Below are 24,333 nucleotides of genomic sequence, written 5' to 3'. Positions count from 1 at the left end.
CCTGATTATGGATTTGACTGGGGTTGTCGTCGGGTTGTCGTCGGGTTGTCGTATTGGGCGGCCTCAGCCGAGCCAGCCCTTGATGGTGTCGCACATGGTGTCGGTCGAGATGCCGTAGCGCTCGTGCAGCGTGGGCAGCGCGCCCGCGTCGAGGAACGCATCGGGCAGCGCGATCTGCCGGAACGGCGGCGTCACGCCCGCGCTCAGCAGCGTGCGCGCCACGGCTTCGCCGAGGCCGCCGATCACCGTATGGTTCTCCGCGACGATCACCATGCGGCCCGTGCGCTTCGCTTCGCGCAGGATCGTGGCCGTATCGAGCGGCTTGATGGTGGGCACGTGCAGCACGCCCACGCCGATGTTGTCGGCTGCCAGCGCCTTGGCCACCTCCAGCGAGCGCATCGTCATGATCCCGGAAGAGATCAGGAGTACTTCGTTGCCGTCGCGCAGCAGCTTGGCCTTGCCGAGCTCGAAGCGGTAGTCGTACTCGTCGAGCACGGCGGGCACGTTGCCGCGCAGCAGGCGGGCATAGACCGGGCCCTTGTGCGCCGAGATGGCCGGGACCATCTGCTCGATATCGAGCGCGTCGCACGGATCGATCACGGTCATGTTCGGCATCGCGCGCATCAGCGCGAGATCTTCGGCCGCCTGGTGGCTCGGGCCGTAGCCGGTCGTGAGCCCCGGCAACGCGGCGACGATCTTCACGTCGAGGTTGTCTTCGGCGATCGACTGGTGAATGAAGTCGTAAGCGCGGCGCGTGGCGAACACCGCGTAAGTCGTGACGAACGGCTGCGCGCCTTCATGCGCGAAGCCGGCCGCCGCGCCCATCAGCAGTTGCTCGGCCATCCCCATCTGGTAGTACCGCTCGGGGAATGCCTTCGCGAAGATGTGCAGGTCGGTGTACTTGCCGAGATCGGCGGTCATGCCGACGATCTGGCTCTTCTTGCGCGCCAGCTCGGCAAGCGCATGGCCGAACGGCGCGGAGCGCGTGACCTGGCCTTCGCCCGCGATCGACGCGATCATCGCGGAGGTCTTCAGGCGCGGTTTCTTGAGGACGGTGCTCATGCGGGCCTCCCGGCATCGAGTGCTTCGAGCGCGAGTTGCCACTCGTGCGCATCGACGCGGATGAAATGGTTTTTCTCGCGCGCTTCGAGGAACGGCACGCCGCAGCCCATCTTCGTATCGGCGACGATGATGCGGGGCTGCTCGCCCTTGTGCTCGCGCGCATTGTCGAAGGCCTGCTTCACGGCCTCGATGTCGTTGCCGTTCACGCGCTGCGTGTACCAGCCGAACGCTTCGAGCTTCTCGACGAGCGGCTCGAACTCCATGATCTGCGTGGAGGGGCCGTCGGCCTGCTGGTTGTTCACGTCGACGATGGCGATCAGGTTGTCGAGCTTCCAGTGCGCGGCGGACATGAGGCCTTCCCAGATCGCGCCTTCGTCGAGCTCGCCATCGGAAAAGAGCGTGTAGACGAAGGCGTCCGAGCCCTTGCGCTTCAGACCGAGGCAACGTCCCACGGCGATCGTGAGGCCCTGGCCGAGCGAGCCGCCCGACATCTCCATGCCCGGCGTGTAGCTCGCCATGCCCGACATCGGCAGGCGGCTGTCGTCGCTGCCATAGGTTTCGAGCTCGTCGGCGGGCAGGATGCCGGCTTCGAACAACGCGGCGTAGAGCGCGATGGCGTAGTGGCCATTGGATAGCAGGAAGCGGTCCCGCTCTTCCCATTCGGGGTCTTCGGGGCGGTAGCGCATCGCACCGAAGTACGCGACGGCCAGCACGTCGGCAATGTCGAGCGCCTGGCCGATATAGCCCTGCCCCTGTACCTCGCCCATCAGCACCGCATTGCGGCGGATGCGCCAGGCGTGTTGCGCGAGTTGGGCGGTGCGCCCGGCTTCGCTCGTATTCACGCTTGTCTCCTTCTGGTGGCGTCCCGGTGCGTGGATGCGCCGGGCGCCGGTATGTCGTGGCGGGATGAATCGTCTCGTTCGCGGCTCCGGGTAATCCCTCGATTCCGAAGTGCTGCGAATGAATCAAGCGTATCGGCTTGAATACGTTCGCTCAAACGAATTAAAGTGGGCTATTGTTGAAGTGAGTTCATGTGAATGCTGCCATGCACAATCGCGTCACACTCAAGTCCATACAGGCTTTCGAGGCCGCCGCGCGGCTCTCGTCGTTCGCATTTGCAGCAGAAGAACTGTTCGTCACGCCCTCGGCGATCAGCCATCAGATCAAGCTGCTGGAGGACCAGTTGGGGGTGCGCCTCTTTCACCGCGTGCATCGCGCGGTGGTCCTCACGGACACGGGCCGTCAATATGCTGAGGAAATCGGCGCGGCGTTCGCGCGCATCGACAAGGCCACGCGCGACATCGGCCGCGTGGAGAAGAGCGACATCCTCACGGTGCACGCCACGCCTAGCATCGCCACGCAATGGCTGATGCCGCGGCTCGCGCGCTTCAGCGCGCTGCATCCGGATATCGACGTGCGGCTCAATGCGTCGTCGGCGGCCGTGGACCTCATCAAGGAATCGGTCGATGTCGACATTCGCTACGGCGCGCGGCGCTTGCAGCCGGCGGGCACGATGGTGCTCGACCTGCCGCTCGAAACCATCGTGCCGCTCTGCTCGCCACGCCTCGCGAATGGCGAGCATCCGATCCGCACGGTCGCGGACCTGCGCCATCACACGCTCATTCATAGCGAGGGGTGTCTCGTCGGCTGGCGCGACTGGATGCGCTTGCATCGCAAGGTCGTGCTCGACATCACGCGCGGGCCGCGCTTCGACCGCTCGTTCATGGCGATCAGCGCGGCGGCGGACGGCATGGGCGTGTGCCTGGAAAGCCTGCTGCTCGTGCAACGCGAACTGGAGGCCGGCACGCTGGTCGCGCCGTTGGGGCTGGAGGGGTTGAGGGTGAATGGCTACACCCTCAACCTGCTGAAATCGCGCGCGGACTTACCGAAGCTGAAGAGCTTTCAGGACTGGCTGTTCGAGGAGCTCGGGGAAGGTCGGCCCGGATTCGTCAATGCCAGCTGAGCGCGAGGTGCCGCCGGCTCACAACGTCAGAGCGCCGCGCTCGGCGCCTTGTCGTAGAGGCGGCGGATCTCGGGCACGCACGACCCGCACACGCTGCCGCAACCGAGCACGGACTTGAGCGCGGCGAGATCCGCACCTGAAGCGATCGCCTCCACGATCTGGGTCTCCGTCACCTGCTTGCAGTTGCAGACGATGCGCTCGCGCGGCACGCGTGGGCCGTCGACGAACACCGCATGGCGCGGACCCTGCCACGGCTCGCCCGCGCGCAGCCGCGCAAGCAGGCCGGCCGCGCCGTTCGCGTCGCCCGAGAGCAGGTAGCCATGCACCAGCGCGTCGCGCCAGACGACACGCTTCTGATGGCCGCGCCGCGCGTCGCGGTACTCGAGCAGGTCCAGGTCGCGTGCCAAGCCGAGCGCGTCATGCAGGCGCTCGATCCAGGCCGCGTCGGGCGCGGCGTCGGCGGCCGTGACGACCAGCACTTCGCAGCCGTCGTCGGCCGTCTCGATGCGCAGCGACGCGTAGCGGCGCTCGGCCATCAGCGGCTGGACGGCGGCCTGCAGGGCCAGCGCGTCGTCGCAGCGCCGCGCGGCCGAGAGCCGCCACGGCAGGTCGATGGCCTGCACCGAAACCGCGGCGTGCTTGAGTTCGGGCTGCTTAGAGTACGGATCGACCGCCGGAATCGTCGTCTCGTTGATGCCGCCGCTGTTCAGGAACTGCCCGTTCCAGTGCATCGGCGCAAACACCGTGCCGGAGGCGACGTCGTCGGAGAGTTGCACCGGCAGCACCAGCGCGCCGCGCCGGCTGGCCACGCTGACCAGCGTGCCTTCGCGGATGCCGCGCCGCGCGGCGTCTGCACGGTGCATCGCGAGCGCGGGTTCCGGCGCATGCGCAAACAACGCGCCCACACGGCCCGTGCGGCTCATGCCGTGCCACTGGTCGCGCAGGCGCCCGGTCACGAGCCGGAACGGATAGCGGGCATCGACCGGCTCGGCAACCGGCCGGTACGGCGTGAGATTGAAGCGCGCCCGTCCGTCGCCGGTCGCGAACACGCCGTTCTCGTAGCGCCGCGCGTTGCCCGTGCTCGCGCCCGCCACAAACGGCCATTGCTGCGGACCGTCGCTTTCGAGCCGCTCATACGAGAGTCCGCCAATGTCGAGATCGCGGCCCACCGTCAGCAGGCGATGCTCGTCGAAGACGGCCTGCGGCGTGGCGAACCCGAACAGGCCCTCGTCAGCGCGCAGGCGCCGCGCGAGCCGCCGCGCGACCTCGTTCGCGATCCACCAGTCGGGCTTCGCCTCGCCGGGCGCGTCCACCGCGGCGCGCACGCGCGAGATGCGCCGCTCCGAATTCGTCACCGTGCCGGCCTTTTCGCCCCAGCTCGACGCGGGCAGCAGCACGTCGGCATACGGCACCGTATCGGTCTGCGCGAAGGCCTCCTGCACGACCACGAACTCGGCCTTCTCCAGCGCCTCGCGCACGCGCGCGATATCGGGCATCGAATGGACCGGGTTCGTGCAGGCGATCCAGACCGCCTTGATCTCGCCGCGCCGCACGGCGTCGAACATCTCGACAGCCGGCAGCCCGGGCCGCGCGGACACGCCGCTCACGCCCCACAGCGCCTCGAGCTCGGCGCGGTGCGCCGGGTTGTCGATATCGCGATGCGCGGCCAGCATCGTCGCCATGCCGCCGACCTCGCGGCCGCCCATCGCGTTCGGCTGCCCGGTCAGCGAGAATGGCCCAGCTCCTGGCCGGCCGATCTGGCGCGCGGCCAGATGCAGGTTGATCAGCGCGAGATTCTTCTCCGTGCCGTGGCTCGACTGGTTCAGCCCCATGCAATAGAGCGAGAGCGCGGCGGGGCTCTCACCAAACCACTCCGCCGCGCGGATCACGTCGCGCTCGTCAATGCCACAGATCTCGGCCGCCACACGCGGCGTGTATTCGCGCACCAGCGCCTTGAGCGCATCGAAGCCGGCGGTATGCGCATTCACAAAGTCGCGGTCGACGAGACCTTCCCAGATCAGGTGATGCAGCATGGCGTTGAACAGCGCCACATCGGTGCCCGGTTCGATCGCGAGATGCAGGTCGGCCATCGCGGCCATGTCGGTCCGGCGCGGATCGACGACGATCCAGCGCACCGAAGGATCGCGCGCCTTCGCCTCCTCCAGCCGGCGGAACAGCACCGGATGCGCATAGGCCATGTTGCTGCCCGCGAACAGCACCGTGCGCGCGCGTTCGAGATCGTCGTAGCAGGTCGGCGGGCCGTCGGCGCCGAACGCCATCTTGTAGCCCGTCACGGCGCTCGACATGCACAGCCGCGAGTTCGTGTCGATATTGTTGGTCCGCACGAGGCCCTTGGCCAGCTTGTTAAAAACGTAGTAGTCCTCGGTAAGCAGCTGGCCGGAAACATAGAACGCCACCGCGTCGGGACCGTGCCGCTCGATCACGTCGGCAAAGCGTTGTGCGACCAGATCCAGCGCGCTATCCCAATCGGCGCTCGCGCGCGCGGCGGTGCGCGTCGTGCGGATTTCCGGACGCAGCGCGCGTCCGCTCGTGCTGCGTACCGTCTGCGCCAGCGTGCGGCCCTTGGTGCAAAGCCGTCCGAAGTTGGCCGGATGATCGGGGTCGCCCTCGACGCCGGTGATGCGGCCGTCCTCGCTTTCGATCAGCACGCCGCAGCCCACGCCGCAATAGCAACAAGTGGAACGGGTAACGGTTTTCATGGCGCGGTTCTCTTGAATCGATTACGGCATTGCGGCGCGCTCAATCGAGCGAGATGAAGACTTCGCCGCCTTCCACCTTGATGGGAAAGCGCTGCGTGCAGCCCTCGTCGGGCGCGCAGGCGTGTCCGGTGTCGAGCGCGATATTCCAGGCATGCAGCGGGCAGGTCACGGTGTTGCCATGCACGATGCCTTGCGACAGCGCGCCGGCCTTGTGCGGGCAGCGGTCGAGCAACGCGAAGACCTGGTCCTGCGAGTTGCGGAAGACCGCGATGTTGCCGGCCGCGCGCTCGAGCACGCGGCTGCCCAGACGCGGGATGTCCTCGACTTCGCACGCGCGCGTCCAGTTCCAGGTGAGGGGCGGGTTCATGTTCATGTTCGATCCTCGGCTCAGGCAATGGCTTTGATGGGGATGTACTCGCGCTGCTGCGCGCCGCCGATGCGCGCCTCCCACGGGTCGGCCAGGCCTTCGAGCGAATACAGCAAACGCTCGTACAGCGCGCGGCGGCCCGCTTCATCGTCGACCACGCGCTTCTTCACATATTCCATGCCGACGCGCTCCAGGTAGTGCACCGTGCGGTCGAGGTAATGCGCTTCCTCGCGATAGAGCTGCAGGAAAGCGGCCGTGTATTCCTTGACCTCCTCGGACGTCCTGACCTTGACGAGGAACTGCGCGACCTCGGTCTTGATCCCGCCGTTGCCGCCGACGTACAGCTCCCAGCCGCTGTCCACCGCGATCACGCCGACGTCCTTGATGCCCGCCTCGGCGCAGTTGCGCGGGCAGCCGGACACGGCCAGCTTGACCTTGTGCGGCGACCACATGTTGGCCAGCATGGTCTCGAGGTCGATGCCCATCTGCGTGCTGTTCTGCGTGCCGAAGCGGCAGAATTCGGCGCCCACGCAGGTCTTCACGGTGCGGATCGACTTGCCGTACGCGTGGCCCGACTTCATGCCGAGGTCCTTCCACACGTTGACGAGGTCCTCCTTCTTCACGCCGAGCAGGTCGATGCGCTGGCCGCCCGTGACCTTGACCATCGGAATGTGATACTTGTCGGCCACGTCCGCGATGCGGCGCAGCTCGTCGGGCGTCGTCACGCCCCCCTTCATCTGCGGCACCACCGAGAAGGTGTTGTCCTTCTGGATGTTCGCGTGCACGCGCTCGTTGACGAAGCGGCTCTGCGGATCGTCCACCGCCTCGCGCGGCCAGGTCGAGAGCATGTAATAGTTGATGGCCGGGCGGCAGGTCGCGCAGCCGTTCGGCGTGCGCCATTCGAGGAAGTCGAAGACCGCGTTGTGCGTGAGCAGCTTGTGCTCGCGGATCGCGCGGCGCACGTCGTCGTGGCTGAAGTCGGTGCAGCCGCACACGGCCTTGGTCTTCGGCGTGGCCTGGAAGTCGGTGCCCACCGTGCTCATCAGGATCTGCTCGCACAGGCCCGCGCACGAGCCGCACGAACTCGCGGCCTTGGTGTGCTTCTTCACCTCGTCCAGCGTGAACAGGCCCTTCTCCGTGATCGCCTTGACGATCGCGCCCTTGCACACGCCGTTGCAGCCGCATACCTCGTCGGTGTCGGCCATCGTCGCCGCGCGGTTGTGGCCGGCCACGCCAACGTCGCCCACGCTGGTCTCGCCGAACATGATGTGATCGCGCAGGTCGCCGAGCTTGCGGCCCTCGCGCAGCAGCTTGAAGTACCACGCGCCGTCCGCCGTATCGCCGTAGAGGCAGGCGCCCACGAGCTGGTCGTCCTTGATCACGAGCTTCTTGTACACGCCGCCCGCCGGATCCGAGAGCACGATCTCCTCGGTGCCCTCGCCGCCGAGGAAGTCGCCGGCCGAGAACAGGTCGATCCCCGTCACCTTGAGCTTGGTCGAGAGCACCGAGCCCTTGTACGTACCGATCCCCATCAGCGCGAGGTGGTTCGCGCACACCTTGGCCTGCTCGAACAGCGGCGCAACGAGCCCGTAGGCAACGCCGCGATGGCTCACGCATTCGCCAACCGCGTAGATGCGCGGGTCGAACGTCTGCAGCGTGTCGTTGACGATGATGCCGCGGTTGCAATGCAGGCCCGCGCTTTGCGCCAGCGTCGTATTCGGGCGGATGCCGGCCGCCATCACGACCAGGTCGGCCGGGATCTCGCTGCCGTCGTTGAAACGCAGGCCCGCGACCTCACCGGCCTCGTTGCCGACAATCTCGCTCGTCGCGGTCGAGAGCAGGAATGTCAAGCCGCGCTCCTCGAGCGACTTCTGCAGCAACGTCCCTGCGGTCGCGTCGAGCTGGCGCTCGAGCAGCGTCTCGGCCAGATGCACGACCGTCACGTCCATGCCGCGCAGCTTCAGGCCATTGGCCGCTTCGAGCCCGAGCAGGCCGCCGCCGATCACGACCGCGTGCCGCTTCACCTTGGCCGCCTCGATCATCGCCTCGGTGTCGTAGATATCGCGGTACGTGATCACGCCCTTCAGGTCCTTGCCCGGCACGGGCAGGATGAAGGGTGACGAGCCCGTCGCGATCAGCAGGCGGTCATAGCGCACCTGGGTGCCATCGGACGCGACCACCATGCGGTTGTTGCGCTCGATCCGCTCGATCGTCTTGCCCAGATGCAGGTGAATCCCGCTCTCGTCGTACCACGACAGCGGATTCAGGACGATGTCCTTGAAATTCTGCTCGCCGGCCAGCACCGGCGAGAGCAGGATCCGGTTGTAGTTCGGATGCGGCTCCGAGCCGAACACCGTGATGTCGTAGAGATCGGGCGCCAGCGCGAGCAGTTCTTCGATCGTGCGGATACCGGCCATGCCGTTGCCGATCACGACTAGACGGGGCTTGTTCATGATGGGATGTCCTCGAATTGCGAATCAGATGGGCAATGACCTGTGTTCACACGCGCGCGACTGCGCCCGTCCACGCCTCGCGCCAGCGGCGCTTGACATACGAAAGCCCAATCCAGCCGAACAGCGCGAGACCGGCGAACAGCCACAAACCTTCGGCGTACGAACCAGTTGCCTGCTTGACCGCGCCAAGGCTCGACGCGAGCGCGAAGCCGCCCACGCCGCCCGCCATGCCGATCAGCCCCGTCATCACGCCGATGTCCTTGCCGAAGCACTGCGGCACGAGCTGGAACACCGCGCCGTTGCCGGCGCCGAGACACAGCATCGCGACGATGAACAGCGCGAGCGACGCGCCCGGCGTGCCGGCGCCGTAGCCCGCGATGCCTATCAGCACCGCGACCGCGCCATACACGCCCAGCAGCGAGCGCGTGCCGCCGATGCGGTCGGCCAGCAGGCCGCCAACCGGACGCATCGCCGAGCCCGCGAATACGCAGGCGGCCGTGGCCCAGCCGGCCATCTTCGGATCGAAGCCGAACTGGTCGTGGAAGTAGCCCGGCAGCGAGCTGGCGAAGCCCGAGAAGCCGCCGAACGTGAGCGCGTAGAAGAACATGAACCACCAGGCGTCGGGATTGCGGAGCATGCGCGCGTAGTCGCCAATGCGCTTGTGCTGCGCGGCGCCTGGCGCATCCTTCGCGCAGGCTGCGTAGAACAGGAACACGCAGACGAGCGGGATGCAGGCGAAGGCGAACACGTTGGTCCAGCCGTAGGCAATCGCCAGAGCCGGCGCGAACAGCGCGGCCAGCACCGTGCCTGAGTTGCCTGCGCCGGCGATCCCCATCGCCGTGCCCTGGTGCTGCGGCGGATACCAGCGCGAGGCGAGCGGCAGCGCGACCGCGAACGACGAACCGGCCACGCCGAGGCACACGCCAAGCACGAGAGCCTGATGCAGGCTGTGGATGCCGAGCCGCCAGGCCGCCAGCAGTGTCGCGATCACGACGGCCTGGCCGAGCAGGCCTGTGCGTTTGGGACCGATGCGATCGGCCAGCATGCCCATCGGCAGGCGCAACAGCGCACCGGCCAGGATCGGCACGGCGACCATCATCGCGCGCTGCTGTGTGCTCAGTTCGAGTGCTCTCGCGATCTGGATCTGCAGCGGCCCGAGCAGATACCAGACCATGAAACTCAGGTCGAAATAGAAGAAGGCCGAGAAGAGCGTGGGGGTGTGACCACTGCGCCAGAAGCTGCGATCCATGTTGGGAGTTCCGTCGTCAGGCCGCACCGTATTCATCATCAAACGGGGGGCCAACGTCGCAGCGCCATTGCTCGACCAAATAAAAACGGCGTCCGCCCGTGCCTGCGCACGAGAGGACGCCGTTGCCCGGGTATGCGGTTGCGCGTCCTTTCGAGGTTGCGCAACGCCCTGCGATTCGCGCACCCGGCTTCGTTGCCGGGCACGCGAATCACTAAGCAACGTGCGTGCCAGAACCGGTGGAATCCTTACGCATCAGGCGATGCCACGGCCACGCACCATTCTGGCCGGGGAATTTTTGCACCGCAGCAGTGCGGCGGGCTCCGTTCGCGCACTCGTGCGGCGCAGCGCGCATCGTCGTGGTGGGCGCGAGCGCGGGGCGCCGGGGCAAGACCTGGTCATGGCGACCCCAGGGCCTGTTCACGCCAATAACAGGCCCTACTCCCCGGAGAACTCGAACGTGATGCGCGAATCCGGTATCGGCGCACCGCTGCGCGAGGGATCGGTGTACTTGAAGCCGGTACCCAGCGGCGTCACACCCCGTTCGATCGTTCGCTTCATTCCAGCCGGAACTTCCGATGTCGCGAGTGCGCGAAAGAATTTGTTCGCGCGCCAGTTTCCCTGGACGATGATTTTTCCCTGCGGGGTGAGCGCAGCTTTCAGTTCGCCGATGTTGGGCGTGTAGTTGTACGGATTGTTGATCAGTAGCGCCGTATGCTTGCCCTGCTGCTCCTTGGGAATCGCCTTCTCGGCATCAACTATCACATCCGGCTTGACGTCACGATCAACGTCCGTCCTGGTAACGTTGACGAGTTGCCGGTCAGGCGGAATGCCGAGGTCCTTTGTCTCTTGTCGACCGCCTCCGACCGTCATCACGCTGGCCGCCTTCCCTGATTTGTCGACAGGCACCCGAACGCCAATGCCTGAGCGCACCTGTCCCACTTTGCCTGGGGCATTGCCTTCGACGCCTTCGAATGCCTTGTCGACCTCGGCCGAGATTTCCGGATCGATGCGCGGCGTCTTCACGGGCCCAGCCTTGATCGGGTCGGTCTTTGGGCCGCGAAGAGCGGGGCCACGCCCTTCCATTGCCTTACCGGAGAGGGCAGCCGCGAAGAGCCCCATGCCCTCCATGAACTGCGCGTGTGAAATGACGCGCTGCGTAATCTCATCGAGCGTCAGGCTCTTTCCCGCAGCATCCGCGGCCCGGCAGATCTCGAGAGCGCCCACGCTGTCGGCCAGCACGTACAAGCCCAAATCGTTCACCCGCTTCGCCTCGCGGTAGGTATCCGTTTCGGAGAGGTCCACGTGGTCGCGCTGCTCGGTCGCGATGATCGCGCTGAGCGTCTTGTCCGCAATCGCGACTTTGTCGGCCCAGTACTTGACCCAGATCTGGTGAAGCGCTTCGGCCTTGACCCCGTGGTTCGGCGCCTGCGCCGCCGCGACGAGCCCGTACTTGTTGGCGCTCCACTTGTTCTCGACCGCGCCGCGCTCGAGTGTGGGAGCGTCCGCCTTCGCCGCTTCCACCTTCTTTCCCAGCCGCGCCTCGCGCATGGACTCGTAGTACGCCGCATCGCCCGCGGCGATCTGCTCGGGCGTAAGTTTGGGCTTGAAGTCAGGGTCGTTGGCGCGCATCACGTCGAACCAGCCGGCGCATTCGGTCCCCGCGGCGTGGGGCTCGAGGTCGAGGATCGACTTCCTCACTGACGCATCGAGCTTCTTGTACGCCTCGACATCGACAAACATGCGCGGAGTCTCGAGCGAGGCGAGCGCGAGCACCGCGGCTTTCGAGCCAGGCCCCGCGGCCTTGTAGATCGTGTTGTACCCCAGGCCGAAGGTGTCCGGGATATCGCCTTCTTCGATCTTCGCCGCGCCGGACGTGACGGTCAGCGGCAACGTTGCCGGGTAGCCAAGCGTCCAGGGGATTGCCCCTTCGAGGTCGACGAAGAACCTGAGACCCACTTTCACAGCCGGCTTCGAGATGACCCATTTCCGCTTCTGGACATCCGGCTTCAACTCATAGCTTCCCTCCGTCAGGTCCGTGTCAACGTCACCGAAAACCCAACCGCGGGAGGTCTGGAACCCAACCCGCTTCTGATCCAGCCAGACAATGATCTGCGACACCAGCGCGCCCGCCATCGTGTCCACGGGCGCTTCGTCCCCGGTGGCGCTCTCTTTGGTCTTCGGCTGCCGCGCGACGTGTGCGTTGCTCGAGCCCAGCGTGGGAATGGGCGCGCCGCTCAGCACCGCCTGAACGGCTGCATCGGCCTGTCGCTCGTCAGCGTCGCCGGAGCGCGAAACGCGCAGCGGCGCGCGGTCCAATACCGCGTGCTGTTGCTGAATCGTATGGGCCAGCTCGTGCAGGAGGAGGTCGCGGCCGCACGCGAGGTGCGTCGGCGGCTCTCCCGCGCCGAACACCACATGGCGCCCCACGGTGTAGGCCGATGCGTGCACCGCCCGTGCCGATTGCGCCGCGCGCTCATCCGCGTGCACCCGCACGTGGGCGAAGTCATGTCCGAAAAGCCGCTCCGCGAACAGCCGCGATTGCGCGTCCAGCGGGTGGCCGTGCGAGGCCAGCACGTCATGCACAATCGGCGGCGTCCGTGCGTCGCCTGCTTCGGCTTCTCGCCGGCCGATGCCGCCGGGTAAATCGACGGCCCTTTTTCGCGCGGGCGAGCGCATGCCGGCCCGCACAGGCATAAGACTGAAATCGTAGTTGATGGCTGGCGCGCAAGCTTGCGGCGCGGCGGGTTGGACCTGCTCAGGCGGGTGAGTAACAGCGTGCTTCGACTGCGCGCCCGCCACGACTGTCCTGGGTGAAACAGGGGTTTTGCGCGCGAACATCATGAACCTCCTGGCAAGCGCGAACTGCCTGCAAACAGGACTCCGAGATGGGGCAATCGTATCTTCGATGAAATCCGATACGGCCTCGGCAATTCTATACGGGTTCCGGTCGTGCAGAACCTTGGCTACGCAGTCTTGCCGATGCGCTGAGCGAGCGACTTGCCCAGAGCACCGGCCGGGACTTCAGCGTTCTGTCGTCAAGGTTCCGCCCTCATCCGATCCCGCCTGTGTCTTCTCCACACGTTCAATCTGCACTCGCATCGACCGCGCCTCCGTCAAACCCAAGGCTTGCGCTGCGGCGTAAGAGAGATCGATAATCCGGCCGCTGACGTAGGGTCCGCGATCGTTGATGCGGACCACAACGGTCTTTCCGGTAGCCAACGATCTGACGCGCACATAGCTGCCGAGCGGCAATGTTCGATGGGCGGCAGTCAAGGCGCCGCCATCGTAGCGCTCGCCGTTAGCGGTCAGATGCCCCTGGAAGGTTGCCGCATACCATGACGCCTCGCCGGATTGCAACCGCTCGTGCTCGTGCCGAGGGCGGCATGAATCAGTACTGCACACAGTATGCCTGGGCGGAATCTGCCCGCAAGCGGCCAACAAAACGCAGATTCCCAAGACTTCCAGATAGCGAAGTGATAGCGCCATATGCCAGCAGTCAATCAATGAGACGTGGTTAAAACGGTATTCAAAAGTTTGCGCAGAGGGCGTGCCCGTATTACGCAACACCCTGACAGTATTTTAAATGACACGCAACGTCCCTGAAATCCGCCCCTCATTTCGTTGCGATGGGCGCCGATCCGATTGACTCACGCCTTGCGATGCAGCGTGTCTCTGCGCGACCCGTTGTCGACGGTCGCGCTCTCAGGTATTCAAGGGCAGGTCACCGGGCGGCCCGGGCACGCAAACAGGCTTTTCGTGGACCGCACAGCAGTTCGTGGCTTGGCTGACGGCCGGCGTTCAGGAGCCGTGAGGCCGCTGCATGTTCCTTTGCGAACGTCCGCAAGCCGGCGTCAACGATCGCACTGAGGTATTCTCGACCATATGGATATAGGCGGCTTCGATCTCAATCTCCTGAAAGCGTTTGACGCGCTTTATGCGGAGCGTCACGTTACGCGCGCCGGGCTGCGTATCGGCCTGAGTCAGTCGGCGATGAGCGGCGCCCTTACCCGCTTGCGTGAGATCTTCGAGGATGAGCTGTTCTTGCGCACGCCTTCGGGAATGCAGCCGACCCCACGGGCTCACGATCTTGCTGGCCCCATATCCAATGCGCTCCGGCTCGTACGCGGTGCGTTACGGGCCGACGGTTTCGATCCGGCAACGGCGGGTGACGCGTTCACGATCGCGATGAACGACTATTCCGCTTTCGTGCTACTGCCGCCGCTGCTGGCACGCCTTAACATCGAGGCGCCCAATGTCGACGTGCATGTGCACGGAACGTTCGGCCGGGATGAAGCGATCGAACTCCTCGACAGCGGCGAAGTCAGCCTTGCGATCGGCTTCCCGGTCGAAGCTTCGCCACGCATCCTCAAGCGCCCTCTGCTCCAGGAGGACTTTGCGTGCGTGGCGCGTCCTGAGCACCCCGCGTTTGCCCATGGCGCCAGCCTCGACGCCTTCGCGACTGCGCCTCATCTCCTCGTATCTCCCGAGGGCGACCGCTCGAGTCTGGTCGATCGCGAGCTTGCCAAGTTGGGGCTCGGACGACGCGTGGTACTGAGCTTGCCGCAATTTCTGGTCGCACCCTTCGTGATCGCCGAGACCGATCTCATCGCGACGCTCGCCTCCCGTGTCGCTCGGCGGTTCGCAGCGACCGGGGTCGGCATTGCCGTCCATCAACCGCCAATCGAGCTGCCCAGCTGGACGCTTGCGATGATGTGGCATCGACGCGCGGACGCTCACCCCGCCACTTGCTGGCTGCAAAACGTCATCGCCGAGGTCGCCGCCTCGGTTTGACGTCATCGGCGCGAGCGATATCGGCACATCAAAACTCGCGATTTCCATTTGAAATCGCAGCCTCCTATCATTGGCCGCATCGACATTGGAAGAGGTAACGGCCATGCGTGTATTGGTGACGGGAGCAACGGGGTTGATCGGTGGCGCTGTAGCGCGTCGCTTGAGGGCGGGCGGCCATGAGGTCGTGGGACTCGCCCGTTCGGAAGCGAGTGCGAACAAGCTGACCAGCGAGGGCTTTGCGGTGATGCACGGCGATCTTGCCGACATGGCGAGCCTCGCTTCTGCCGCTCGTGCCGTTGATGCGGTTATCCATGCCGCCTCGCCGGGCGACCAGAATACGGCGACTCATGACCAGGCTGCGACGCACTCGATCATTGAAGCCCTGCGCGGCACGGGAAAGCGTTTTGTCTATACCAGCGGTTGTCTGATCTACGGATCGACCGACGACACACCCGCAACCGAAGACAGCCCACGCAATCCAGTCGAGCTCGTGCGCTGGCGCGAGGCGCTCGAGGACGAGGTCCTCGCGGCTGCGGCCACGGGTGTTCACCCGAGCGTAATCCGGCCAGGCTGGGTTTATGGCAACTGGGGTGGCACCGCGATGATGATGTATGGCGCGGCCAGGGAATACGGCGTGGCGCGCTACGTCGGCAACGGGCAAAACCGCTGGTCGACGGTGCACGCTGACGACCTCGCCGACCTCTACGCGCTCACGCTTGAACGAGCGCCGGTTAGCTCGGTCTTCAACGGCGTTCACGGAGCGGCGACACCCCTTATCGACATTGCGCGCGCGGCGAGCGAGGCCGCCGGCGCTGAGGGCCGCGTAGAGGCATGGCCGCTCGACGAGGCGCGCCAGTCGCTCTGGGCATTCGCCGACGCCATCGCCTGCGATCAGGTCGTCTCCGGTGAAAAGGCAAAACGCGAGCTTGATTGGCGTCCGTCGCGCCGCTCGATCGTCGAGGAGCTGCGTTCCTGCGCGTCGGCGCACGCCTGAGCGCACTGGGCCTCTTCAACCGCCAGACCCAAGGGCCGTGAGCTCGCTTGTTGTGAATGAAGCATCATTCTGCATTCCTGCATTTCCATCGCAGTGTGCGAGCCCACGCGCTCGCCAAAATCTTGAGGGTCGTTTAGATGCTACATACGTTTTCGATCTGGCTTCTCGTTCTCGCCTTCTTCGGTGCGGGGCTGTTCAACGCGATCGGCACGCGTGCCACGCAGGCCAGCTTTGCCCGATGGGGGTATCCGCGCTGGTGGCATCGCGCCACCGGTCTGCTGGAGATAACGAATGCCGTCTTGATCGCACTTCCCGCAACCCGTGGGTTGGGCCTGATCCTCGGTGCCGTCATCATCGCCGCAGCGGCTTTGACCGTCTTGCGTCACCGTGAGCTTTCCCACCTTGCTCCACTCGGCGTCTTCATGGTCATGCTCGCGCTGGGGGGAGTCACATCGTAGGAAAGCAACGCTCAACCCCGTGCACGCGTATCAAGATACCCGTGCACGGTGGATTTGGGCTGTTGATGGCCGGCTATCGACGCACGGGGAAATTAGCCGGAGCCGTTCTCCTCAAAGAAAGCCCCTCCACGCCGATGCGTTCAACACCGCTCTTGCTTGTTGAACGCCGCTGCTCTTGTAGGCATCCGCTACCGCGGCAGTCGCCGACCGCAATCCAGGCAATTCGTCTGCCGTTGGCCCTCGCCTCAGATTGACAGGCTGTTTTGGGAAGTTCGCGACAGCCCCTCGTAGTTCCCGGAGCGCCTGCCGATGCTCAATGTGCCGGTCGTCATTTGACCCGCGTATCTCGCTCAGAGCCAATTCCACAATCCACTGGTTATGCGGCACGCGTTCGTGAGCCCGCTGCAGATAGCCCTCGTAAATGGCTCGCGGGCGAAGCGCTATCAGAAAGGAGACCAGGACCACGCCTCGCCACGAGTAATGCGTAGAGAGGTCGGAGACGAGTTTTTCATCCAGGACCGCTGCCGCCCTCGCGCATGCGTACAGCGTTTCAAGCGGCTCGTACTTTACAAATGGAAACTGGCGCAGGAGGTGAGCCAGTTCGATTCCGTCATCCCGCAGCCGTGCCCAGAATCGCAATGCGCTCTTCGGGCTTCTGAGAGGGAGGTAAGGGATGCCCTCGACGAGACGCAGTACGTCACGCTCAAGGTAAAACCCGCTAGAGGTCTCGGGATAAGCAAGTCCGCCGGACCATGCTGCGTCATGGTTTGTTATAGACAAATCGTACTCTTGCATGGCCACTTGCCCGTAATGTTCGCCCGTGACCGTAAAGTGTCAGGGACACCCCTCATTCACCCACGTACGTAGCGCGTCACAAGTGAGCAATCCTACCGCTGGACCCCGTAGTTTGCTATCAATCGCCAGATTGAACATAGCCCGCTCGCGGCTGTTCGAAGACATATGGATGCGAAAAAGCGCTACCAGGTGTACAGCGGCTATCTCCGTAGCCAGCTGGCTTTTAGCAAGCTCCTTATGGGGATCTTTTAGCAGTGGCGGATGCGTTAAAGCTCCGGCCATAAACGGCTTTTCATGTTCTGACACGCACGAGCCCCCTTCCGGGCATCGTCCGCGACGAAGCACTGCTTCGCACGGATTTCAACCCCGGCGAGCGGTTCAGGTACGGAAACAGCACGTTTGCATGGCTTCAGCGCGCAATGGAGACCGTTGGCGCTCGCTGGAATCATTGCTTCACGCCCCAACTGAGTCGCCCGGAGGCTTCGTGCCCTACTGTCCGCTCGCGCGGCTGCATGAGACGCTCGCCGACGGCTTTTCGGCCCCGGACGCCTTCACAGGAACGTCGGCGGCAGCGCCTGCCAGCAACTCCGATTCGACAGGCTCGATGGCAGCGGCCAGACCGCTCGCTGGCCTGGCGTGGCGTTCGAACAAGGCTTTTAGCTCAGGGCGCAGTCCATCACCGCGTTGGGCTGCGAGCGCGTGAAGCGAGAGGAGCGGCAACATGATCACATTCCAGTCAATAAAGGACAGGTAAGCCCTAAGCCAATAATCGAATTGGCGACCGGGCGCCCGCAAGGCACATGTCATTCGAGCGCCCCATCCTTCGCCCGACGACCTCGTCTACTGTGCGATTGCGTGGACACGATAGGGCAGCGACTCGGCGCAGGCACTCCGATTCTTGCGGTGTGGTTAGTGAAAACACAAAGTAACGGATAACACGAACGGCTTACGCCGCTTGTTGTTCCTGCTTGATCCGGCGTGATGCACCTCAGCCCAAACGACGCGCGTGACGACCGGCGTCGTCATAAGCCATGTGTCGGTCTAACGAGTATTGCAGCAAGAAACGGGAAGCAGCCGACCGCTTGCACCCATATCGTTCAGGCAGAGGGAAGCGATTTGATTGCCCTCTCCCAACTGCAATCAACGAGGAATTCACCATGTCCAAGGAAGATGACAACAAGGCCGTCGTGGGCCGCTGGTTCACCGATTTCTGGGGCAAGACCTGCAATCTCGACATCGTCGATGAACTTGCCGCGCCCGACATGCTTCTTCAATACTCGCTGCACGAACCGCGGCGCGGCCGCGAGGACATCAAGGCATTCATGGCCGATTTCCGCGCAGCGTTCCCGGACCTCAACTTCTGGGGCGCCGCTGATCTCATTGCCGAGGGAGACTATGTAGTCGGCCGCTGGGAGGGTGGCGGCACCCATACCGGACCGGCATTTGGCGATTTCCTTATTGGCGCGTTGCCTGCTGCGACCGGCCGGAAAATGCACTTTACCGGCACAACCGTGCTACGGCTCAAAGACGGCAAGATAGTTGAAGAGATCGGGCTCGACGACGGCGTAACCGCGCTGCGGCAACTCGGGCTCATCAGCGCAGCGTGATCGAAGGCGCAGCGCTTGCGTAATCCTCAAGCAACCCTGCGCACATCCAGCACCAGAACGACAACAGGCCGGGCGCACCCCGGCCTGTTTCATGGGCATGGCACCAACCGTGAAGGTCCGCTCTGGGGCAAGGAAGGGGCATTCGAGGCAACCAAGAAGTAATCACAATCCGGCAGGACGTCACTTGTGTCCGTCTGGTATTTCCAGTGGGTTCCGCTAAAACTCATGTATGGATTGTTTCAGTAGACGTAGAGCATGCCCTGCTTTGCGCTGCCGTTCACGAGGTCATACTTGACGTAGCCTTCCGTCCCTGTCAACACGCCATCGCTCTCGGCTTGCATGCCGCCATTGCCACCCGGGGCGATCGTCTTCGGCGGGGTCCAGTTACCCTCGGTCCATGCCCCTCCTCACAAGTGCTGGAACGTAAGGTTCATGGTGAGCGACGAACTGTTTGAATCGTTGTCCGAAATGATCGCTCTGGCATGATGACACTCCTTTGACAGAACAGCGATGTTCCGAAATTGGCAAAAACCATTCCTTGCTCAAAGAGCTCACCGCGACAGCATCACGGATGCGAACGAACGGCGTGAGCCACCCGTTGCCACCGTTCAGGATGTTTGGAGAGCTGGCGCAGGGCGCGCCATTGCGTGCTTTAGATGTGGTGAAAGATTCACTACCGACTACCAGCCCACGTTCAGGTTGGCTGTACCTCTGTCATTTTTTATCTATCAACGATAGATGCACGTCTTACGCATTACAAGGCGGCGCTAATCTCTTTTGGCAATGACAAGATATGCAGATCGTGCAGTACGATCGGTTCGGGCATGAGCGTTTACAGACCTGCAGGCCGCCTGGCGAGACACGCAAACGCCGGGGTGCCGAGAAGAGGCAGATGTTGCATCGGGTGTCTGCGGCCCGGTGCTACGGGCGGCTGGCCAGGGAACGATTTCCATGACGATCCCCTTTCAAGCGAAAGGAGGCGCCCACGAGATTCGTCCTTTTAGGAAGGCTGTCAGGAGGACAGCGTTGTCCTTTGGGAAGTAGCCTGTCAATCCGATGCATTGCCGCTGAGAAATTCCCGGCATGAGTTAACTGGGCTCCTTGCATAAACTCGGCACAAGCGTCGTCGAGCGACGACGTTCTGCTCGTCGAGGAAGTCTCGCTTTGCGCGATGTGGAGGAACGCGGAGCCGAGCGCATAGTGCAGCGCTGGATTATCGGGTTCAAGCTGGAGCGCTTGACGATATTCAGCAACGGCATCGTCGTACTTCGATTGCACGATCAAGACTTCAGCGAGCAAGGCGTGCAGCTGTTCGTTTCGAGGATCGAGCTGGATGGCATCGCGGTAATTCCTGGCCGCATCGTCCCACTTGCCCAGCACGACCCAGACATGGCCAAGGCCGAAGTACGGCGCAGAGGAGTGGGGATCAAGCACGATTGCCTTGCGATATTCTGTAATCGCATCGTCCAGTTTGCCAAGTTTGGCCAAGGCGTTGCCGAGTCCGTTGTGTGGCAGGGAAATTTTCGAGTCAGACAGGATCGCCGCGTGATATTCGTCGCTAGCCTCGTGGTATTTTCCCAGGTTGTACAAGGCATTGCCGAGGTTGTTGCGATACCGCGGCGAATTCGGGGCTAGCTCGATCGCCTTGCCGTATTGGGCGACAGCGTCCTCATTCTTGCCCTGTGCCACCAGGATGTTGCCGAGGGCGAAGTATGCCTCAGAAAACCTGGAGTCCAGCTGGATCGCCGCGCGGAACTCATTCATCGCGTCGTCGGTCTTGCCCTGCGTCATCCAGATCATTGCGATGTTGAAGTGTGGCGCGGCCAAGTTCCGATCAAGCCGAATTGCGGTAGAAAATTCGGTAATCGCATCGGCATCGTTGCCTTGCTTGACGAGGCTATTGCCAAGCCCGTTGTGAGGTTCGGCAAACTTTGGGTCCAGCCTGATCGCCTCGCGGAATTCGGCGATCGCGTCATCATACTTTCCTTGCGCGATGTATAGGTTTCCGAGGTTGTCATGAGGCGCGGCAAACATCGGATCGAGGCGAGTCGCCGCGCGGTATTCCGCAATCGCGGCATCATCCTTGCCTTGATCTGCGAAAATGATGCCAATACCGTAGTGCGGCCTCGCAGACTTCGGGTTCGACCGGATCGCCTCACGATATTCGACGATCGCGTCTTTGTCCTTGCCAAGCTGCTGCATGATAGAGCCGATATTGTTCTCTGCGTCGGCAATGACCACTTTCGACGGTTTCAGTGCGATGGCTGCGCGGTAAGCCTGAATGGCTTCTGGAAATCGGTCCTCGTCCGCGCGGGCGAGCCCGATTCCAAACAAGCTGCTTGCCCGATCCCGCATCTGCTTGAAAATTGCCACCGCCTCGTCATCGTGCTTGCGCTCCATGGCAATTTGTCCCTTCAGGAAGGTGGCCGGATCATAGTTTTCGTTGTCGACAGAATACGTATCGAGGATCTCATTGGCCACGGCATCCGCGCCCGCCAGATCGCCGTCCGTGAACAACGCGGCACCCGCGGCATAGGGCGAGACAATCTTCAGGATACCGATGGCCGCTCTGTCAATAAGCGCGTCCATTCCGTCTGCACCGGACACGGATTCAGCCACGACAACTCGCCCGTTCAAGCGCAATCGCATCGACAGTGCCTTGCCATTCTCGGTAATCTCTCCAGACACGTCGTGGAACCAGCTCGTTGGGAATAAATGGCGCACAGCGCCTGCAATACTGTTGAGTGACAGATCAGCCTTCGGGATCACGATGTCCACCGTGTCCTGGCGCAGTTCCAGGTTGGTCTCGCCGACCCAGGTGTCGGCGCGCTCTTGAGCCGAACGGATTGCGTCAGCCAGCCGCTGCGTGACGACTTTGTCGGTGAAACCGCTTTTGTCGAGCGAGTCCGGCACCGTGACGACGGCCAAAACCAGACTGTGCGGGCGCGGAATCGCCATGGTCAGCAGTACGGCAATCCAGATGGCGAGCGCAATGGTGGACAGTGCCGTGGCGATAGCAAACGTCCGCGTGGCCCCCCGCTTGATGCGCGGCCACAAACGTCGCTCCACCCTGGCGGCGTCGACGCGGGAATCGGGCGTATTGCTGGCGTCCGTCGCGGGGGCCGGGGCGGCATCGCTGGTTGGCTCTGCCATGGCGAACTCCTCTGCCGGAGTGCTGCCCGGCGAGTCTCGACGCTGGTTCAAGAACGATGGCCGAAGTGTGTCCTTTTAGTTTAGCAACGAAGACCAGCCCGACATCGAGCGTTCCGCGCGCGCCTTAGCGAGCGTGCGCCTCCCGAAGGCACACGTCGCCTTTGCGTTTGGCGATCGCGGCGCTCTCTGCGGCATAGTCCTCGGAGAAGGCCCGCTGCGCGAAGCACGGCGCCGATGTCGCGAGCAGCGCGTCGACCGTCTCGGACTGCTTATCGTGCACCCATGGCCGGCGCGCGAGCGTGCGGTCGTTGAGCCAGTAGGGGCTCCAGTCGCGGGTCGTCTCGATGATCTCGCGCGCGAATTGCGGCCCGTACTCGAGCCCGCCTTCGATCACCACCGATATACGACTCGACGAGCGGAAACTCCGCGTCCGGCCCCGCCAGCCCTTCTCCGGGCGCTTTGCCTTCGGCCTTGGGCACGTAGACCCAGACAGTCCCCTGAGCCGGCAGCGATTGCCATGACACGGCCTCGATGAGCGCGCGCGGCACCTCGACGCGCACGTATCCCTTCTCGCGCTCGTCGAACGCGGACATGTCGTTGCCGGCAACGGGATAGATCACGCCGTTGATCGTCATCGGCGCCTCGCCCCTGAACGGACGCCGCAGGCCGAGTGCCGTGAACCCCGAGGGCGCGCGCTCGTTCCAACTGCGCACATAGCCGAATGCCGCCGAAACGCGCACCGGAATCGCCGCAACCGGCTTGCCCGCCGTGGCGTCACGCGAGCGCGTGTTGATGAGCGAGCCGTAGCCGAAAATGAACTGCGTTGGCTGATCGGGAAGACGCGCTCCCCAGAAGTCGGCGGTCTGCGCGTGCGCCGCCGGGCCAGCGAGCGCCAGTGCCACAACGAATCCTCGAAGCTGCGCGCTTACCCTTTTATGTTGCCCACGTGTCATTTGAATCCAACATTCCAGAACTGGGTCGGACCAAACGGATCGATCTTGAAGCCCGTGACGTTCTTGCGCATCGGCTGATAAACGGTCGAATGCGCGATAGGCGTAAATGGCACTTGCTGCTTGAAGATATCCTGCGCCTGCATATAGTCTTCGGTGCGGGCCGACACGTCGGTTGTCGCACGGGCTTTCTGGATCAGATCCTCGAACGGCTGATAGCACCACTTGGAAAAGTTGCTGCCGTTCACCGACGCACAGCCGAGCAGCACGCCAAGCCAGTTGTCTGGATCGCCATTGTCTCCGGTCCAGCCGATCAGTATCGCGTCGTGCTCGCCCGCATGCGCACGCTTGATGTATTCGCCCCACTCATAGGTGACGATTTTGGCGTGCACGCCGATCTTTTCCCAATCGGCCTGGATCATCTCCGCCATCAGTCGCGCGTTCGGGTTGTAAGGGCGTTGCACAGGCATCGCCCACAGGGTGATATCAAAGCCGTTCGGAAAGCCCGCCTTTGCGAGCATATCCTTCGCCTTGCCCGGATCGTAAGGTGCATCCTTGAGCCCTTTGTTATAGGACCACTGAGTGGGCGGTAACGGGTTTGTCGCCAACTGCCCTGCACCCTCATAAACGGAGGCGATAATGGCCTTCTTGTTGATCGCCATGTCGAGCGCCTGTCTAACCTCGACCTTGTCGAGCGGCTTGTGCGTCGTGTTGTACCCCAGCAAACCGAGATTGAAGCCGACCTGGTGAAGCACCTTTATCTCGGGATCGCTCTCTAGTGACGCAATGGCTTGTGGACGCGGGTAGGTCATGACCTGGCATTCGTCCTTCTTTAGCTTCTGCTCGCGCACGGCGGCGTCCGGCGTGATCGAAAAGATCAGCTTGCTCACCCGCACAACACCCGGCTTCCAATAGTCGGGGTTGCCGTCGAAGCGAATCGTCGCGTCCTTCGTATAGCTGACAAAGATGAAAGGACCCGTGCCAACCGGGTAGAGATTGATATCGGACGCCTTGCCGGCTTTCGTCAACTGATCGACATATTCAGCCGAGAGGATGGACGCGAACGGCATTGCCAGTTCCGAGAGAAATGGCGCGTTCACCGTCTTCATCGTAAAGCGCACGGTGTAGGGATCGAGCGCTTCGATCTTCGCGATGCTCTTGTCGAGCCCCATGTCCTTGAAATACGGAAACTGGACAGGGTACGCATTGCGAAACGCATTGTTCGGGTCGAACATGCGCTCGAAGGTCAGCATGACGTCGTCGGCATTGAAGTCGCGCGTGGGCTTGAAGAACGACGTCGTGTGGAACTTGACGCCATGGCGCAGGTGAAACGTATAGGTCAGGCCGTCCGGTGAAATCTCCCACGACTGCGCAAGACCCGGCTCGACTTTTGTGCCGCCGTGTTCGAATTCGACCAGGCGGTTGTAGACGGTGTACGACGCAGCCGAGAATTCGAGGCCGGTCGTGTACTGGGCCGAGTCGAAGCCCGCCGGGCTGCCTTCCGAACAAAACACGAGCGTCTTGTCCGGCAATACGGCAGCGAACGAAGACGCGCTCCAGATCGTTCCTGCGATCCCGAAAGCAAACACAAGCGACATGAGGCGACCAGGACATAGCCTGCGGAAGGATGACATGCGCACTCTCCCATACATTTTTAATTAAAAACGGGACTCACTCACTGCATTCACCAACCATAGCTTAGTCAAAATCCGCCGGCGCGCAGCAGGGATCATGCGGCCCGGGCGCAGCGGCTTGCCGGGCGCCCGGCCGG

17 protein-coding genes are annotated in these 24,333 nt (G+C 63.4%); 5 read left to right on the top strand and 12 right to left on the bottom strand.

Annotation, left to right across the window (positions count from 1 at the left end):
• Window positions 1-63 precede the first annotated feature (63 nt).
• Window positions 64-1,062 carry a transketolase family protein gene (locus EYW47_RS24150; RefSeq protein ID WP_133197357.1) on the bottom strand — a complete coding sequence of 333 codons (999 nt, stop codon included), beginning with the start codon at window positions 1,060-1,062 and terminating at the stop codon, window positions 64-66.
• On the bottom strand, window positions 1,059-1,904 hold the full coding sequence (locus EYW47_RS24145) for a transketolase (protein WP_133197356.1): 846 nt from the start codon (window positions 1,902-1,904) through the stop codon (window positions 1,059-1,061). Before EYW47_RS24145 ends, EYW47_RS24150 begins: the two co-directional genes overlap by 4 nt.
• Window positions 1,905-2,107: 203 nt before the next feature.
• On the opposite strand from EYW47_RS24145, the gene gcvA reads away from it, so the two are divergent.
• Complete coding sequence (gene gcvA / locus EYW47_RS24140) at window positions 2,108-3,025, top strand: transcriptional regulator GcvA (protein ID WP_205710143.1); 918 nt, start codon at window positions 2,108-2,110, stop codon at window positions 3,023-3,025.
• A gap of 26 nt (window positions 3,026-3,051) precedes the next feature.
• Here gcvA and EYW47_RS24135 read toward each other — a convergent pair whose 3' ends face one another.
• The 6 genes from EYW47_RS24135 to EYW47_RS24110 form a co-directional block, all read right to left on the bottom strand.
• Window positions 3,052-5,745, bottom strand: a complete 2,694-nt coding sequence (locus EYW47_RS24135; protein WP_133197354.1) for a nitrate reductase — start codon at window positions 5,743-5,745, stop codon at window positions 3,052-3,054.
• A gap of 40 nt (window positions 5,746-5,785) precedes the next feature.
• Window positions 5,786-6,118 (bottom strand): nitrite reductase small subunit NirD, encoded by a 333-nt coding sequence (gene nirD / locus EYW47_RS24130; RefSeq protein WP_338117839.1) that lies wholly within the window; start codon window positions 6,116-6,118, stop codon window positions 5,786-5,788.
• A 14-nt stretch (window positions 6,119-6,132) separates the two neighbouring features.
• Window positions 6,133-8,565, bottom strand: coding sequence for a nitrite reductase large subunit NirB (gene nirB / locus EYW47_RS24125; RefSeq protein ID WP_133197353.1), 2,433 nt, complete (start codon window positions 8,563-8,565; stop codon window positions 6,133-6,135).
• A 46-nt stretch (window positions 8,566-8,611) separates the two neighbouring features.
• Window positions 8,612-9,814, bottom strand: coding sequence for a nitrate/nitrite transporter (locus EYW47_RS24120; RefSeq protein ID WP_133197352.1), 1,203 nt, complete (start codon window positions 9,812-9,814; stop codon window positions 8,612-8,614).
• Window positions 9,815-10,249: 435 nt separating this feature from the next.
• Entirely contained in the window at window positions 10,250-12,655 is a 2,406-nt protein-coding gene (locus EYW47_RS24115; RefSeq protein WP_133197351.1) for an eCIS core domain-containing protein, read from the bottom strand.
• Window positions 12,656-12,835: 180 nt separating this feature from the next.
• The gene (locus EYW47_RS24110; RefSeq protein ID WP_133197350.1) at window positions 12,836-13,171 is read right to left on the bottom strand and encodes a septal ring lytic transglycosylase RlpA family protein; all 336 of its coding nucleotides are present in this window, start codon (window positions 13,169-13,171) and stop codon (window positions 12,836-12,838) included.
• Between the two features lie 525 nt (window positions 13,172-13,696).
• Here EYW47_RS24110 and EYW47_RS24105 point away from each other — a divergent pair.
• The 3 genes from EYW47_RS24105 to EYW47_RS24095 all read left to right on the top strand — a co-directional run bounded on the left by EYW47_RS24105 (window position 13,697) and on the right by EYW47_RS24095 (window position 16,057).
• Window positions 13,697-14,605, top strand: coding sequence for a LysR family transcriptional regulator (locus EYW47_RS24105; protein ID WP_133197349.1), 909 nt, complete (start codon window positions 13,697-13,699; stop codon window positions 14,603-14,605).
• Window positions 14,606-14,708: 103 nt separating this feature from the next.
• Complete coding sequence (locus tag EYW47_RS24100; protein WP_133197348.1) at window positions 14,709-15,599, top strand: NAD-dependent epimerase/dehydratase family protein; 891 nt, start codon at window positions 14,709-14,711, stop codon at window positions 15,597-15,599.
• A 137-nt stretch (window positions 15,600-15,736) separates the two neighbouring features.
• The gene (locus EYW47_RS24095) at window positions 15,737-16,057 is read left to right on the top strand and encodes a DoxX family protein (RefSeq protein WP_133197347.1); all 321 of its coding nucleotides are present in this window, start codon (window positions 15,737-15,739) and stop codon (window positions 16,055-16,057) included.
• A gap of 111 nt (window positions 16,058-16,168) precedes the next feature.
• Here the strand turns inward: EYW47_RS24095 and EYW47_RS24090 are convergent, their stop codons facing one another.
• On the bottom strand, window positions 16,169-16,852 hold the full coding sequence (locus tag EYW47_RS24090; RefSeq protein ID WP_133197346.1) for a hypothetical protein: 684 nt from the start codon (window positions 16,850-16,852) through the stop codon (window positions 16,169-16,171).
• A 1,157-nt stretch (window positions 16,853-18,009) separates the two neighbouring features.
• Between EYW47_RS24090 and EYW47_RS24080 the strand changes: the two genes are divergently transcribed.
• The gene (locus EYW47_RS24080) at window positions 18,010-18,459 is read left to right on the top strand and encodes an ester cyclase (RefSeq protein WP_133197344.1); all 450 of its coding nucleotides are present in this window, start codon (window positions 18,010-18,012) and stop codon (window positions 18,457-18,459) included.
• A 921-nt stretch (window positions 18,460-19,380) separates the two neighbouring features.
• On the opposite strand, the gene EYW47_RS24075 is transcribed toward EYW47_RS24080, so the two are convergent.
• From EYW47_RS24075 to EYW47_RS24065, 3 genes are all read right to left on the bottom strand, one after another.
• Complete coding sequence (locus EYW47_RS24075; RefSeq protein WP_133197343.1) at window positions 19,381-21,612, bottom strand: tetratricopeptide repeat protein; 2,232 nt, start codon at window positions 21,610-21,612, stop codon at window positions 19,381-19,383.
• A 269-nt stretch (window positions 21,613-21,881) separates the two neighbouring features.
• Window positions 21,882-22,514, bottom strand: a complete 633-nt coding sequence (locus EYW47_RS24070; RefSeq protein WP_240763888.1) for a gamma-glutamylcyclotransferase family protein — start codon at window positions 22,512-22,514, stop codon at window positions 21,882-21,884.
• Window positions 22,515-22,561: 47 nt separating this feature from the next.
• Window positions 22,562-24,160, bottom strand: a complete 1,599-nt coding sequence (locus EYW47_RS24065; protein ID WP_205710142.1) for an ABC transporter substrate-binding protein — start codon at window positions 24,158-24,160, stop codon at window positions 22,562-22,564.
• Window positions 24,161-24,333 lie beyond the last annotated feature (173 nt).

The organism is Paraburkholderia silviterrae, assembly GCF_004353915.1.
GTDB lineage: Bacteria > Pseudomonadota > Gammaproteobacteria > Burkholderiales > Burkholderiaceae > Paraburkholderia > Paraburkholderia silviterrae.
This window is presented reverse-complemented; position numbering and strand designations above follow the sequence as displayed.

What these genes read in the sequence shown, in the direction of transcription:
- EYW47_RS24100 (WP_133197348.1), top strand. Translation starts at nt 14,709, where the DNA reads ATGCGTGTATTGGTGACGGGAGCAACGGGGTTGATCGGTGGCGCTGTA.
- EYW47_RS24065 (WP_205710142.1), bottom strand. Translation starts at nt 24,160, where the DNA reads ATGTCGCTTGTGTTTGCTTTCGGGATCGCAGGAACGATCTGGAGCGCG.
- EYW47_RS24075 (WP_133197343.1), bottom strand. Translation starts at nt 21,612, where the DNA reads ATGGCAGAGCCAACCAGCGATGCCGCCCCGGCCCCCGCGACGGACGCC.
- EYW47_RS24095 (WP_133197347.1), top strand. Translation starts at nt 15,737, where the DNA reads ATGCTACATACGTTTTCGATCTGGCTTCTCGTTCTCGCCTTCTTCGGT.
- EYW47_RS24135 (WP_133197354.1), bottom strand. Translation starts at nt 5,745, where the DNA reads ATGAAAACCGTTACCCGTTCCACTTGTTGCTATTGCGGCGTGGGCTGC.
- gcvA (WP_205710143.1), top strand. Translation starts at nt 2,108, where the DNA reads ATGCACAATCGCGTCACACTCAAGTCCATACAGGCTTTCGAGGCCGCC.
- EYW47_RS24115 (WP_133197351.1), bottom strand. Translation starts at nt 12,655, where the DNA reads ATGATGTTCGCGCGCAAAACCCCTGTTTCACCCAGGACAGTCGTGGCG.
- nirB (WP_133197353.1), bottom strand. Translation starts at nt 8,565, where the DNA reads ATGAACAAGCCCCGTCTAGTCGTGATCGGCAACGGCATGGCCGGTATC.
- EYW47_RS24090 (WP_133197346.1), bottom strand. Translation starts at nt 16,852, where the DNA reads ATGCAAGAGTACGATTTGTCTATAACAAACCATGACGCAGCATGGTCC.
- EYW47_RS24080 (WP_133197344.1), top strand. Translation starts at nt 18,010, where the DNA reads ATGTCCAAGGAAGATGACAACAAGGCCGTCGTGGGCCGCTGGTTCACC.
- EYW47_RS24105 (WP_133197349.1), top strand. Translation starts at nt 13,697, where the DNA reads ATGGATATAGGCGGCTTCGATCTCAATCTCCTGAAAGCGTTTGACGCG.
- EYW47_RS24150 (WP_133197357.1), bottom strand. Translation starts at nt 1,062, where the DNA reads ATGAGCACCGTCCTCAAGAAACCGCGCCTGAAGACCTCCGCGATGATC.
- nirD (WP_338117839.1), bottom strand. Translation starts at nt 6,118, where the DNA reads ATGAACATGAACCCGCCCCTCACCTGGAACTGGACGCGCGCGTGCGAA.
- EYW47_RS24120 (WP_133197352.1), bottom strand. Translation starts at nt 9,814, where the DNA reads ATGGATCGCAGCTTCTGGCGCAGTGGTCACACCCCCACGCTCTTCTCG.